This window comes from Escherichia sp. WS1118 (assembly GCF_046487695.1).
GTDB lineage: Bacteria > Pseudomonadota > Gammaproteobacteria > Enterobacterales > Enterobacteriaceae > Escherichia > Escherichia coli.
The window spans coordinates 203514-216738 of sequence record NZ_JBJQIZ010000007.1; the positions used below are offsets into that span (position 1 = coordinate 203514).

At 52.2% G+C, this 13225-nt stretch carries 12 protein-coding genes; 7 read left to right on the forward strand and 5 right to left on the reverse strand.

What is annotated here, in order from left to right:
• Nucleotides 1-82: 82 nt before the first annotated feature.
• Together ACJHYO_RS14145 and ACJHYO_RS14150 are read right to left on the reverse strand one after the other, a co-directional pair.
• On the reverse strand, nt 83-778 hold the full coding sequence (locus tag ACJHYO_RS14145) for a CidB/LrgB family autolysis modulator (protein ID WP_000968206.1): 696 nt from the start codon (nt 776-778) through the stop codon (nt 83-85).
• Nucleotides 775-1173, reverse strand: a complete 399-nt coding sequence (locus ACJHYO_RS14150) for a CidA/LrgA family protein (protein WP_085455438.1) — start codon at nt 1171-1173, stop codon at nt 775-777. The genes ACJHYO_RS14145 and ACJHYO_RS14150 overlap by 4 nt, the downstream gene beginning before the upstream one ends.
• Before the next feature lie 238 nt (nt 1174-1411).
• On the opposite strand from ACJHYO_RS14150, the gene dusC reads away from it, so the two are divergent.
• On the forward strand, nt 1412-2362 hold the full coding sequence (dusC, locus tag ACJHYO_RS14155; protein WP_001264872.1) for a tRNA dihydrouridine(16) synthase DusC: 951 nt from the start codon (nt 1412-1414) through the stop codon (nt 2360-2362).
• A gap of 387 nt (nt 2363-2749) precedes the next feature.
• Here dusC and yohP read toward each other — a convergent pair whose 3' ends face one another.
• A complete protein-coding gene (gene yohP / locus ACJHYO_RS14160; RefSeq protein WP_000691708.1) occupies nt 2750-2833 on the reverse strand; it encodes a small membrane protein YohP in 84 nt (27 codons plus the stop codon).
• 223 nt (nt 2834-3056) lie between these two features.
• Here yohP and mdtQ point away from each other — a divergent pair, with 223 nt between their 5' ends.
• Both mdtQ and ACJHYO_RS14170 read left to right on the forward strand, forming a co-directional pair.
• Nucleotides 3057-4493, forward strand: a complete 1437-nt coding sequence (gene mdtQ, locus ACJHYO_RS14165; RefSeq protein WP_001078178.1) for a multidrug resistance outer membrane protein MdtQ — start codon at nt 3057-3059, stop codon at nt 4491-4493.
• 52 nt (nt 4494-4545) lie between these two features.
• The gene (locus tag ACJHYO_RS14170; RefSeq protein ID WP_000079547.1) at nt 4546-5307 is read left to right on the forward strand and encodes an SDR family oxidoreductase; all 762 of its coding nucleotides are present in this window, start codon (nt 4546-4548) and stop codon (nt 5305-5307) included.
• Between the two features lie 119 nt (nt 5308-5426).
• Here ACJHYO_RS14170 and ACJHYO_RS14175 read toward each other — a convergent pair whose 3' ends face one another.
• Nucleotides 5427-6005 (reverse strand): DedA family protein, encoded by a 579-nt coding sequence (locus tag ACJHYO_RS14175; protein WP_001297891.1) that lies wholly within the window; start codon nt 6003-6005, stop codon nt 5427-5429.
• A gap of 169 nt (nt 6006-6174) precedes the next feature.
• Here ACJHYO_RS14175 and ACJHYO_RS14180 point away from each other — a divergent pair, with 169 nt between their 5' ends.
• Nucleotides 6175-6762 carry a Yip1 family protein gene (locus ACJHYO_RS14180; RefSeq protein ID WP_001295454.1) on the forward strand — a complete coding sequence of 196 codons (588 nt, stop codon included), beginning with the start codon at nt 6175-6177 and terminating at the stop codon, nt 6760-6762.
• Nucleotides 6763-6935: 173 nt separating this feature from the next.
• On the forward strand, nt 6936-7868 hold the full coding sequence (gene pbpG / locus ACJHYO_RS14185; RefSeq protein WP_001443079.1) for a D-alanyl-D-alanine endopeptidase: 933 nt from the start codon (nt 6936-6938) through the stop codon (nt 7866-7868).
• 38 nt (nt 7869-7906) lie between these two features.
• Here pbpG and dld read toward each other — a convergent pair whose 3' ends face one another.
• Entirely contained in the window at nt 7907-9622 is a 1716-nt protein-coding gene (dld, locus tag ACJHYO_RS14190) for a D-lactate dehydrogenase (RefSeq protein WP_000097352.1), read from the reverse strand.
• Nucleotides 9623-9817: 195 nt separating this feature from the next.
• Between dld and bglX the strand changes: the two genes are divergently transcribed.
• Together bglX and osmF are read left to right on the forward strand one after the other, a co-directional pair.
• Nucleotides 9818-12115 carry a beta-glucosidase BglX gene (bglX, locus tag ACJHYO_RS14195; RefSeq protein WP_000871488.1) on the forward strand — a complete coding sequence of 766 codons (2298 nt, stop codon included), beginning with the start codon at nt 9818-9820 and terminating at the stop codon, nt 12113-12115.
• 189 nt (nt 12116-12304) lie between these two features.
• Nucleotides 12305-13222: a glycine betaine ABC transporter substrate-binding protein OsmF gene (gene osmF, locus ACJHYO_RS14200; RefSeq protein ID WP_001131270.1), complete on the forward strand. Its 918-nt coding sequence runs from the start codon at nt 12305-12307 to the stop codon at nt 13220-13222.
• Nucleotides 13223-13225 lie beyond the last annotated feature (3 nt).

Here is a 13225-nt window from a genome sequence, read left to right on the forward strand (position 1 = left end):
TATGGCTTTATATGTGATCTGAATCTCATTAATTATGCAACGAGTGAAACTTACATCAAAAATGCGCGACGCATCGCAAATTTTAGCCCATTACTGCCAGAATAATCGGGAAAAGGAACGGTGCGATCAGCGAAGTAATAATCCCGCATAACACCAGCGCCAGCGAACTAAATGCACCTTCCTGATAATCCAGCTCGGCGCAGCGCGCCGTACCGAGGGCGTGCGAGGCTGTCCCCATTGCCAGACCGCGCGCAGCTTTGGTATGAATACGCATCGCATTAAGCAATGTATGGCCAAACACAGCGCCGAGGATGCCGACGAAAATCACGCAAACTGCGCTGATTGCCGGAATACCGCCAATACTGCCGCCAACTGCCATTGCAATAGGCGTGGTGACTGATTTCGGCAGGATTGACGCGGCGATTTCCGGTGAAGCGCCCATCAACAATGCCACAGAAGTCCCCGTCACCATCGCAACCACGCTGCCGATAAAACAGATGGTGATGATCGATTTCCAGCGCGCGCGGATCTGGTGTAGCTGCTCATATAAAGGATAGGCCAGTGCGACGACCGCCGGTTGCAGCAGATCGTTTAGCACTTCGCTACCTTTAAAGTAGCTGTCGTAAGAGATGCCAGTCAGCATTAAAAAAGGAATGATCACCACCATTGCTACCAGCAACGGGTTAAGCAGGGGAAACTTATACCGTGCCGCCAGTTTGCGGGCGGCAAAAAAGACAATCAACGTCAGCGGTAATGACCACCAGATATTCGCCATCATTCTTCTGATCCTTTCTGACCTACGACTTTACGTTCACCGTGCACCAGTTGTGAACTCCAGCTCACCACCAGAAAAACCACCAGCGTACTGACTGCACAGGAAACCACTACCGGACCAAACTGTGCGCGGAGCAAATCAAAATATTGCATGACGCCTACACCAATCGGCACAAACAATAGCGCCATATAGCGAATCAGTACGTAGCACCCCGGATTGACCCATTTCGCCGGAAGAATTTGCAAGGCCAGCAGGACAAACAGGATCAGCATCCCGATGATGCTGCCCGGAATGGTTACCGGTAGCAGGGAAGCAATGAAAATGCCTGTATACAGGCAGGCATAAATCAGGACGAAAGCGCGTAAATATTGCCAGATAATGTTCAGTGTCTTACTCATAATCAACACCCCAGATGAGATGGATTCATCATACAATTAATTCGTAAAACGTGCTACCGATCACATTAAGAAATCAGCGCTTATTTTTTCGCTCCCCGGTATTACGCAATGCGCAGCGAACTCAGGCATACATCAAGCATAGAGAGGGATTGCAGTTTGCAGCAATCCCTCTTTGCAGACCTTTAATCCGTTGACCGGAGGCGCTAACATAGCGCCTCATTTTTTTGCGGGTGATGATATGCGTGTGTTACTGGCTCCGATGGAGGGTGTACTTGACTCTCTGGTGCGGGAATTACTGACCGAAGTTAACGACTACGATCTGTGCATCACCGAGTTTGTCCGCGTGGTGGATCAACTGCTGCCAGTAAAAGTCTTTCATCGCATTTGCCCTGAGCTACAAAATGCCAGCCGGACACCATCCGGTACGCTGGTGCGCGTGCAGTTGTTAGGGCAGTTCCCACAGTGGCTGGCAGAGAACGCCGCCCGTGCGGTGGAGTTAGGCTCCTGGGGCGTGGATCTTAACTGCGGCTGCCCGTCGAAAACGGTTAACGGTAGCGGTGGTGGGGCAACGTTACTGAAAGATCCTGAACTCATCTACCAGGGTGCAAAAGCGATGCGCGAAGCTGTACCGGCGCATTTGCCTGTCAGCGTAAAAGTGCGTCTGGGCTGGGACAGCGGTGAGAAGAAATTTGAAATCGCCGATGCGGTGCAACAGGCTGGCGCTACGGAGCTGGTAGTACATGGGCGGACAAAAGAGCAGGGTTACCGCGCGGAACATATTGACTGGCAGGCGATTGGCGAGATTCGCCAGCGGCTTAATATTCCGGTGATTGCCAACGGTGAAATCTGGGACTGGCAGAGTGCGCAACAATGCATGGCGATCAGCGGCTGCGACGCAGTGATGATTGGTCGCGGGGCGCTCAATATTCCCAACCTGAGCCGTGTGGTGAAATATAACGAACCGCGAATGCCGTGGCCGGAGGTGGTTGCTTTGCTGCAAAAATATACCCGTCTGGAAAAGCAGGGCGATACCGGGTTATATCACGTTGCGCGGATTAAACAGTGGTTGAGTTATTTGCGTAAAGAATACGATGAAGCAACGGAATTATTTCAGCATGTTCGGGTGTTGAATAATTCCCCTGATATTGCAAGGGCTATTCAGGCCATTGATATCGATAAGCTGCGATAATAGTGGAATCGCAGCTTATCTGAGACAATGAATCGCTTATTCAGCTTCATCATCTTGTTGCGCTCCTTTCATGAGCTAAGCCACATATTGCCACTGGCGCAAGGAGCGCGCAGGGGGAGGACAATCGCCTCCTCCCCCTGCACCCCCGGGCTCTGGCGAACAAAATCGCCGCTGCGCGGTACCTTCAGCTTATCCCCTTCGGCTACCGGGTCGGGCGCGAGGTAACGTCCTTGTAAGACGCGCCCTCAGCCCACATCCATGTGGGCTGCCCCGGCCTTCGGGGAACGCTTCAGCGATTTTGACGCCACCAACACCGGAGCTGTTTGCAAATCAAGTACACAAAATATCTAGTTCCTGACCTGACAACTTATATGCCATATCTGATTTTTAAAATATCATCTTAAATACGCCAGTCACCACCAGTAGCCCAATCAGGAAAATAATCAATACAGCCCAGAGTATAATTTTCATTGGCGTTCCTTTATTTGTGAGTGCTGAATAAGTATAGGAAAAAACGAAGCCCTTTGCCGTTATCCATAAACGATTAAGATAAATCGGAAGATATCATTCACTTAGTGTATATTTTTCTGGATATGTCGTTTTATTGCTACTGATGTATTGCCACGCGAAACTAAAAAATATATCGCAACACACGGTAATCTCCGCGCACCTTTTCTTACCTGATTATTCCCCCATGAATCGTGATTCCTTTTATCCCGCCATCGCCTGTTTTTCGCTGTTACTGATGCTGGCCGGGTGTGCGCCTATGCATGAAACCCGCCAGGCGTTAAGCCAGCAAACGCCCGCTGCACAAGTTGACACCGTATTACCCACGGCGCTGAAAAATGGTTGGCCAGACAGCCAATGGTGGCTGGAGTATCACGATAATCAACTCACTTCCTTAATTAATAACGCACTACAGAGCGCACCGGATATGCAGGTGGCTGAACAGCGCATTCAGCTGGCTGAAGCCCAGGCGAAGGCAGTTGCCACTCAGGATGGTCCGCAGCTCGACTTTTCTGCGGATATGGAGCGGCAAAAAATGTCGGCAGAAGGGTTAATGGGGCCGTTTGCTTTGAACGATCCGGCCGCAGGTACGACCGGTCCGTGGTACACCAACGGTACTTTTGGCTTAACGGCGGGCTGGCATCTCGATATCTGGGGAAAGAATCGGGCGGAGGTTACTGCTCGCCTGGGTACGGTTAAAGCACGGGCGGCGGAACGCGAGCAAACCCGCCAATTGCTGGCTGGCAGCGTAGCCCGCCTGTACTGGGAGTGGCAAACCCAGGCGGCGTTAAACACGGTCTTGCAGCAAATCGAAAAAGAGCAGAACACCATTATCGCGACCGATCGCCAGCTATATCAGAACGGGATTACTTCTGCAGTTGAAGGTGTGGAAACCGATATTAATGCCAGCAAAACCCGGCAGCAGCTCAACGATGTCGCGGGTAAAATGAAAATTATTGAGGCACGGTTAAATGCACTCACAAATCACCAGACAAAGTCACTGAAGCTTAAACCGGTCGCGTTGCCGAAAGTGGCAAGCCAGCTTCCTGATGAACTGGGGTACTCCTTACTGGCGAGGCGGGCAGATTTGCAGGCGGCGCACTGGTACGTTGAGTCATCGTTAAGCACTATTGATGCGGCAAAAGCGGCATTTTATCCTGACATCAACCTGATGGCCTTCCTGCAACAGGATGCGTTGCACTTAAGCGATCTGTTCCGTCATTCCGCGCAGCAAATGGGCGTTACGGCAGGCCTGACGCTACCCATTTTCGATAGTGGTCGTCTTAACGCCAACCTCGATATCGCAAAAGCCGAAAGCAACTTGTCTATCGCCAGCTACAACAAAGCGGTGGTTGAAGCGGTGAATGACGTGGCGCGGGCAGCCAGTCAGGTTCAGACACTGGCGGAGAAAAACCAGCATCAGGCGCAAATTGAGCGCGATGCCTTGCGTGTAGTAGGTCTTGCGCAGGCCCGCTTTAACGCGGGCCTCATTGCTGGTTCCCGGGTCAGCGAAGCCAGAATCCCGGCGCTGCGTGAGCGGGCCAATGGCCTGTTATTGCAAGGGCAGTGGCTGGATGCCTCCATTCAACTCACCGGTGCGCTGGGCGGGGGTTACAAACGCTGATGATATGCGCCTTCTATACTTAACGTTTGTTGAGCGTTAAGTGGAGAACTCGATGGCACAGGTCGCGATAATTACCGCCTCCGATTCGGGGATCGGCAAAGAGTGCGCGTTATTACTGGCGCAGCAGGGGTTTGATATTGGCATTACCTGGCACTCAGATGAAGAAGGGGCAAAAGATACCGCGCGTGAGGTAGTTAGCCACGGCGTACGTGCGGAGATCGTGCAACTGGATCTCGGCAATCTACCAGAAGGTGCGCAGGCGCTGGAGAAACTTATTCAACGGCTGGGGCGTATTGATGTGCTGGTGAATAATGCGGGCGCAATGACCAAAGCGCCGTTTCTTGATATGGCTTTCGATGAGTGGCGCAAGATTTTTACCGTTGATGTCGATGGTGCATTTTTATGCTCGCAAATTGCTGCCCGCCAGATGGTGAAGCAAGGGCAGGGCGGTCGCATCATCAACATTACATCGGTACATGAACATACGCCGCTGCCGGATGCCAGCGCCTACACAGCCGCTAAACATGCGCTCGGCGGGTTAACCAAAGCAATGGCGCTGGAGTTGGTCAGGCATAAAATTTTGGTGAACGCAGTCGCACCTGGGGCGATCGCCACGCCAATGAACGGCATGGATGGCGGCGACGTGAAGCCCGACGCGGAGCCTTCGATTCCCTTGCGACGTTTTGGCACAACGCATGAGATTGCCAGCCTGGTGGTATGGCTTTGTTCGGAGGGCGCAAATTACACCACCGGGCAGTCGCTGATAGTGGATGGCGGCTTTATGTTGGCGAATCCGCAGTTCAACCCAGAATAGCGCAGTGAGGTGCGTGGTTATTTCATTGGGTTAGGCCAGAAAAGACACGCCAGCGTCGCATCAGGCATGGTGCACCGGATGTCGGATGCGGCGCGAACACCTTATCCAGGGCAATAATTTTACGCCTGATGATCCGGCTTTTTCTTCCCGCGCCGTTTCAGCCACCAGCGCACGCCTACCACCAGAACCACGACCAGAATCAACCAGACCCAGTGCTTCAAATGCTGGTCGAGATTGTGCAACCACGGCGCAATCACCTGCCCACCAGCGTAACCGATAGTGGTAAAAATCAGCGACCAGGCAAATGCGCCGAGAATATTCAGCGGCAGAAAGATTTTCGGCGGCAGCTGGCTGGCACCAATCAGCGTCGGGCCAATGACCCGAAAGCCATACATAAAACGCGTACCAATGACAAACAGATACGGATGGCGTTGGATAAGTTTCTGCGCCCGCTCAATTTTATCCTGATGTTTCGAGAAACGGCGTAACAGCTTGCCGCCAAACCGCCGCCCGCACAGATAAAGCACCTGGTCGCCAATCATGCCGCCAAGCGCCACAGAAAGTACCACCAGCGGGAACTTTAATAGCCCCTGATGTGCCGCAACGCCTCCCAGCAAAGTCACGGTTTCACCTTCCGCCAGGCTACCGATCACCAGCGCGGCATAACCATATTGTGAGATGAGTGTATTGAGATCCATAGGACAGTCTGTCTCCCTTTGCTTGCCTGTAAGCATACACCCTGTGAATCATTCACGCTGAAAAAGGACGTACATCAGACGGTGCAAATTACATGAGCGAACAAAAAACAATCACAAGCTGACTTATACTTGAACTGTCAGGTTCATGAACTCACAACAAGGGGGCGGTATGAGCCATGTCTGGGGACTGTTTTCCCATCCCGATCGTGAAATGCAGGTGATTAATCGCGAAAACGAAACGATTTCTCATCACTACACCCACCACGTTTTGCTGATGGCGGCGATTCCGGTGATTTGCGCCTTCATTGGCACTACACAGATTGGCTGGAATTTTGGCGATGGCACTATCCTGAAGTTATCCTGGTTTACCGGACTGGCGCTGGCTGTCTTGTTTTACGGCGTTATGCTGGCTGGGGTTGCGGTGATGGGGCGGGTCATCTGGTGGATGGCGCGTAATTATCCGCAGCGTCCGTCACTTGCGCACTGCATGGTCTTCGCGGGCTACGTTGCAACTCCGCTGTTTTTAAGCGGTCTGGTGGCGCTTTACCCGCTGGTCTGGTTGTGTGCGCTGGTCGGCACGGTGGCGCTGTTTTACACCGGCTACCTGCTGTATCTCGGTATTCCGAGCTTCCTGAATATCAACAAAGAGGAAGGACTTAGCTTCTCCAGTTCGACACTGGCGATAGGCGTGCTGGTGCTGGAAGTGCTGCTCGCCCTTACCGTTATACTATGGGGCTACGGTTATCGTTTGTTCTAGAAAGTTCTTTTGCGCTGCATTGCTGGCGTAAATGTCAGCAATGCAGCATTTCCTCACGATTCTTCTTTGACGATCGCACTTTTTGCTCGTTATGATGGCGTCGCTAGCCTCAGTAAATCCTTACTCCGGCGGTGCGCAACCCGTGCGCGTGAACCACTATCTGAATGCTCATCATGCCGAAATTTCGAGTTTCTTTATTTAGCCTGGCCCTGATGCTGGCTGTGCCTTTTGCACCGCAGGCCGTTGCGAAAACGGCAGCCGCTACCACCGCGTCACAACCGGAAATTGCCTCCGGTAGCGCGATGATTGTTGATCTGAATACCAACAAAGTGATCTATTCGAACCACCCGGATCTGGTGCGTCCGATTGCGTCTATCAGCAAATTAATGACCGCGATGGTTGTGCTGGATGCACGACTGCCGCTGGATGAAAAACTAAAAGTGGATATCAGCCAGACGCCGGAGATGAAAGGGGTCTATTCGCGCGTACGACTGAACAGCGAAATCAGCCGTAAAGATATGCTGTTGCTGGCGCTGATGTCTTCAGAAAACCGCGCGGCGGCAAGCCTTGCGCACCATTATCCCGGTGGTTACAAAGCCTTTATTAAGGCGATGAATGCGAAAGCGAAATCGCTCGGAATGAACAACACGCGCTTTGTTGAACCAACTGGATTGTCGGTGCATAACGTTTCAACCGCCCGTGACTTAACCAAACTACTCATTGCCAGCAAACAATATCCGTTGATCGGGCAGTTAAGTACTACCCGGGAAGATATGGCAACCTTCTCTAACCCGACGTATACGCTGCCGTTCCGCAATACTAACCATCTGGTGTATCGTGATAACTGGAATATTCAGTTAACCAAAACCGGTTTTACCAATGCGGCGGGCCATTGTCTGGCGATGCGCACGGTTATCAATAATAAACCGGTGGCGCTGGTAGTGATGGACGCGTTTGGCAAATATACCCATTTTGCCGATGCCAGCCGCCTGCGTACCTGGATTGAAACCGGTAAAGTGATGCCTGTTCCGGCAGCAGCGTTGAGCTATAAAAAACAAAAAGCCGCCCAAATGGCGGCGGCGGGGCAGACGGCACAGAACGATTAAATGAATGACGGATGGCGATACTCTGCCATCCGTAATTATTACTCCACTTCCTGCCAGTTTTTCCGCTTACTGGTTTTACCGATCCCCGGATTCATACTGTTGGTCGGATCGTTCTCGCGATAAAACTTCTGCAACGTTTCCGGTGCTTTATACAAATGACCGACGTTATGCTCGGCAGGGTATTGCGCGCCGCGCTGCTGTAGCAGTTCCAGCATCTGTTCTTTCAACACATGCACATCCACGCCTTTTTTCACGATGTAATCCTGATGGAAGACATAGCACATAAAATGGCCATAATAGAGCTTGTGCACCAGCTGGCTGTCGATCTCCGGCGGTAAATGCTCATACCATTCGGTGTCGTTACGCCGCAGAGCGATATCCAGCGCCAGAATGTCTTCGACTTCATCGGAATGCACAGCCTGATAACGAATTGCTGCGCCCGCAGCGGCGAAACGGTGTAAAAACGCTTTGCTGCCTTCCTCCGGCGTACAGACAAAGAAATCGCCCTCGGCCTGTTTGAAATAATCCACTAGCCACGATTTGGCTTCACCGACGCCATCGCCCGCCATTTTTAACAGCAGATGATGCTCGTATTTATCGCGCCAGTTTTTCATGCGCGGCGGTAAATGGCTGGGGAACAGGTGACCGAATTTTTGCATTGCACGGTCGGTAAAATGCGGACGGAAGAATTTCACTTTCTCCAGCATCGCATCGGTGCGTCCCTTGAGATTAAAGAAGAACGGCATCTTGTCGGTGCCTAACTTATCAATCATCAGGAAGGTGTCTTTGCCGTATTTTTCCGCAATATCGTAGATATCCCGGTGCATATATTCCCCGGCAACCGGCAGATTTTCGAAATTAGCCAGAATATGACGGCGGATTTCGGTCAGCACTTCCGGCTGGTTGGTGCCGATATAAAACACCTGCTGATTTTTTTCCGCTTCGAAGGTATCAAGACGTACCGCAAAGACGGCCAGCTTCCCGGCGCAACCAGAAGATTCAAATAACCGATCCGGATCAGCGTTATAACGTGCGGGCGTGTTGGCTTCAATATCACGAACGCGGTGGACATAGTCATAATCGTGGGCGTGACGACCATCGTGGCGCACATCGTCATCTTTGATGCGATCGTCATCCAGCTTGCTAAGGATCTGCTCCGGCGTTTCGCCCAGATCAATCCCCAGATGGTTCACCAGCGTCAGTTTGCCGTCTTCATTTATACGCGCGAATAACGACATTTCGGTATACGCCGGGCCACGTTGCACCAGCGAGCCGCCGGAGTTGTTACAAATACCGCCGATGACCGATGCGCCTATACACGATGATCCAATCACTGAGTGCGGTTCGCGTCCCAGCGGTTTGAGGGCTTTTTCCAGTGAATAGAGCGTGGTGCCCGGATAGGCCAGCACCTGTTCGCCCTTACCGAGTACGTGCAGCTTGTCGAGACGCAGGGTGCTGATGATCACGATATCGCGATCATAATCGTTACCGTTTGGCGTCGATCCTTCGGTCAGGCCTGTATTGGCAGCCTGCATCAGAATAATTTTGTCAGCGCTGACGCAGGCTTTCAGCACCCGCCACAATTCCAGTAGTGAGCCAGGGAAAACGACAGCCAGCGCGTCGCCCTGACCAGAACGGAAGCCCTTGCGATAGCGGGCCGTTTTTGCGGGATCGGTGAGCAGGTGTGAATGACCGACCAGACGGGCAAGTTCATTCAAAAAGGCTTTATTATCAGTTGTTGTCATGGAAGACATTTTCCACTCCTTGTGGTGGCGAAAAAATATCACAAACTAGAATAGCGCCTTGTATGACAATTCAGCGAGTGAATATTTTGAAAATTCAGACAATAAACTGAGCATTCTTTTTCTCTCTCCATCATGCTTATGGCAAACTACGGTTTTTGCACCATTTTCGCTGCCACGTCGGGCAACAAAGGAAGAAAAATCCATATGAAATGGCTATGTTCAGTAGGAATCGCGGTGAGTCTGGCCCTGCAGCCAGCACTGGCGGATGATTTATTCGGCAACCATCCATTAACGCCCGAAGCGCGGGATGCGTTCGTCACCGAACTGCTTAAGAAAATGACAGTTGACGAGAAAATTGGTCAGCTGCGCTTAATCAGCGTCGGCCCGGATAACCCGAAAGAGGCGATCCGCGAGATGATCAAAGACGGTCAGGTTGGGGCGATTTTCAACACTGTAACCCGTCAGGATATCCGCGCCATGCAGGATCAGGTGATGGAATTAAGCCGCCTGAAAATTCCTCTTTTCTTTGCTTACGACGTGCTGCACGGTCAGCGCACGGTGTTCCCGATTAGTCTCGGTCTGGCCTCGTCTTTTAACCTCGATGCGGTGAAAACAGTCGGGCGTGTCTCTGCTTATGAAGCGGCAGATGATGGCCTGAATATGACCTGGGCACCGATGGTCGATGTCTCGCGCGATCCGCGCTGGGGACGTGCTTCCGAAGGTTTTGGCGAAGATACGTATCTCACCTCAATAATGGGCAAAACCATGGTGGAAGCGATGCAGGGTAAAAGCCCGGCAGATCGTTACTCGGTGATGACCAGCGTCAAACACTTTGCCGCATACGGCGCGGTAGAAGGCGGTAAAGAGTACAACACCGTCGATATGAGTCCGCAGCGCCTGTTTAACGACTATATGCCGCCGTACAAAGCGGGGCTGGATGCAGGCAGCGGTGCGGTGATGGTGGCGCTGAACTCGCTGAACGGCACGCCAGCCACCTCCGACTCCTGGCTGCTGAAAGATGTTCTGCGCGACCAGTGGGGCTTTAAAGGCATCACCGTTTCCGATCACGGCGCAATCAAAGAACTGATTAAACATGGCACGGCGGCAGACCCGGAAGATGCGGTACGCGTGGCGCTGAAGTCCGGAATCAACATGAGCATGAGCGACGAGTATTACTCGAAGTATCTGCCTGGGTTGATCAAATCCGGCAAAGTGACGATGGAAGAGCTGGACGATGCTGCCCGCCATGTACTGAACGTTAAATATGATATGGGATTGTTTAACGACCCATACAGCCATTTGGGGCCGAAAGAGTCTGACCCGGTGGATACCAATGCCGAAAGCCGCCTGCACCGTAAAGAAGCGCGTGAAGTGGCGCGCGAAAGCCTGGTGTTGCTGAAAAACCGTCTCGAAACGCTGCCGCTGAAAAAATCTGCAACCATTGCGGTGGTTGGCCCGCTGGCAGACAGCAAGCGTGACGTGATGGGAAGCTGGTCGGCAGCAGGTGTCGCCGATCAATCTGTTACTGTGCTAACAGGGATTAAAAACGCCGTCGGTGAGAACGGTAAAGTGCTGTATGCCAAAGGGGCGAACGTTACCAGTGACAAAGGCATTATCGATTTCCTGAATCAGTATGAAGAGGCGGTCAAAGTTGATCCGCGTTCGCCGCAAGAGATGATTGATGAAGCGGTGCAAACCGCGAAACAATCTGATGTGGTGGTAGCTGTGGTCGGTGAAGCTCAGGGGATGGCGCACGAAGCTTCCAGTCGTACCGATATCACTATTCCGCAAAGCCAACGTGACTTGATTGCGGCGCTGAAAGCCACCGGTAAACCGCTGGTGCTGGTGCTGATGAATGGGCGTCCGCTGGCGCTGGTGAAAGAAGATCAGCAGGCTGATGCGATTCTGGAAACCTGGTTTGCGGGGACTGAAGGCGGTAATGCAATTGCCGATGTATTGTTTGGCGATTATAACCCGTCCGGCAAGCTGCCGATGTCCTTCCCGCGTTCTGTCGGGCAGATCCCGGTGTACTACAGCCATCTGAATACCGGGCGTCCGTATAATGCCGACAAGCCGAACAAATACACTTCGCGTTATTTTGATGAAGCTAACGGGGCGCTTTATCCGTTCGGCTATGGTCTGAGCTACACCACTTTCACCGTCTCTGATGTGAAACTTTCTGCGCCGACCATGAAGCGTGACGGCAAAGTGACGGCCAGCGTGCAGGTGACGAACACCGGTAAACGCGAAGGGGCCACGGTAGTACAGATGTACTTGCAGGATGTGACGGCTTCCATGAGTCGCCCGGTGAAGCAGCTTAAAGGCTTTGAGAAAATTACCCTGAAACCGGGCGAAACTCAGACCGTCAGCTTCCCAATCGATATTGAGGCGCTGAAGTTCTGGAATCAACAGATGAAATATGACGCCGAGCCTGGCAAGTTCAATGTCTTCATCGGCACTGATTCCGCACGCGTTAAGAAAGGCGAGTTTGAGTTGTTGTAATTTTCGATGTTTGTATGCCGGATAAGGCGTTTACGCCGCATCCGGCAAGAAACGCCGGGCAAAATATGCCTTTTAAGTATTTATCTGATTCTGCAACTGAGTCCACCCAGTCAGGCTAACTCCGCCATTATCAACTATGCTTTTCTCTTAATTCGCTGAAAACAACAGTAAAAGAATGAGGAAAGCATCATGCCACTCTCAAAGGTCTGGGCAGGTTCACTGGTTTTGTTGGCAGCCGTGAGCCTGCCGCTACAGGCGGCTTCCCCCGTTAAGGTTGGTTCAAAAATCGATACGGAAGGCGCGCTGCTCGGCAATATCATTTTGCAGGTGCTGGAAAGTCACGGCGTTCCTACGGTAAATAAAGTGCAGCTGGGAACGACTCCCGTAGTGCGCGGGGCGATCACTTCTGGCGAGCTGGATATCTATCCGGAATATACTGGCAATGGCGCGTTTTTCTTTAAAGATGAAAACGATACGGCATGGAAAAACGCGCAGCAAGGCTATGAGAAAGTCAAAAAACTCGATGCAGAGCAAAACAAGTTAATCTGGCTGACGCCCGCGCCTGCAAATAACACCTGGACCATCGCCGTGCGTCAGGATGTGGCAGAGAAAAACAAACTCACTTCGCTTGCCGAGCTGAGTCGTTATCTGAAAGAGGGTGGCAACTTCAAACTGGCAGCCTCGGCAGAGTTTATCGAACGCGCCGATGCCTTACCCGCGTTTGAAAAAGCCTATGGCTTTAAGCTCGGTCAGGATCAGTTGCTGTCACTGGCCGGTGGTGACACGGCGGTGACGATCAAAGCCGCTGCCCAGCAAACTTCTGGTGTTAATGCCGCAATGGCTTACGGCACCGACGGCCCGGTTGCGGCGCTGGGGCTGCAAACCTTAAGCGATCCGCAAGGCGTGCAACCTATCTACGCGCCTGCGCCAGTGGTGCGTGAGTCGGTGCTGAAAGAGTATCCGCAAATAGCACAGTGGCTACAGCCAGTCTTCGCCAGCCTCGATGAAAAAACATTGCAGCAGCTGAATGCCAGCATTGCAGTGGAAGGACTGGATGCCAAAAAAGTGGCAGCCGACTACCTGAAACAAAAAGGGTGGACGAAGTAATTT

Coding starts and splice junctions, on each gene's coding strand:
- ACJHYO_RS14145 (WP_000968206.1), bottom strand. CDS start 778: ATGATGGCGAATATCTGGTGGTCATTACCGCTGACGTTGATTGTCTTT.
- ACJHYO_RS14150 (WP_085455438.1), bottom strand. CDS start 1,173: ATGAGTAAGACACTGAACATTATCTGGCAATATTTACGCGCTTTCGTC.
- dusC (WP_001264872.1), top strand. CDS start 1,412: ATGCGTGTGTTACTGGCTCCGATGGAGGGTGTACTTGACTCTCTGGTG.
- yohP (WP_000691708.1), bottom strand. CDS start 2,833: ATGAAAATTATACTCTGGGCTGTATTGATTATTTTCCTGATTGGGCTA.
- mdtQ (WP_001078178.1), top strand. CDS start 3,057: ATGAATCGTGATTCCTTTTATCCCGCCATCGCCTGTTTTTCGCTGTTA.
- ACJHYO_RS14170 (WP_000079547.1), top strand. CDS start 4,546: ATGGCACAGGTCGCGATAATTACCGCCTCCGATTCGGGGATCGGCAAA.
- ACJHYO_RS14175 (WP_001297891.1), bottom strand. CDS start 6,005: ATGGATCTCAATACACTCATCTCACAATATGGTTATGCCGCGCTGGTG.
- ACJHYO_RS14180 (WP_001295454.1), top strand. CDS start 6,175: ATGAGCCATGTCTGGGGACTGTTTTCCCATCCCGATCGTGAAATGCAG.
- pbpG (WP_001443079.1), top strand. CDS start 6,936: ATGCCGAAATTTCGAGTTTCTTTATTTAGCCTGGCCCTGATGCTGGCT.
- dld (WP_000097352.1), bottom strand. CDS start 9,622: ATGTCTTCCATGACAACAACTGATAATAAAGCCTTTTTGAATGAACTT.
- bglX (WP_000871488.1), top strand. CDS start 9,818: ATGAAATGGCTATGTTCAGTAGGAATCGCGGTGAGTCTGGCCCTGCAG.
- osmF (WP_001131270.1), top strand. CDS start 12,305: ATGCCACTCTCAAAGGTCTGGGCAGGTTCACTGGTTTTGTTGGCAGCC.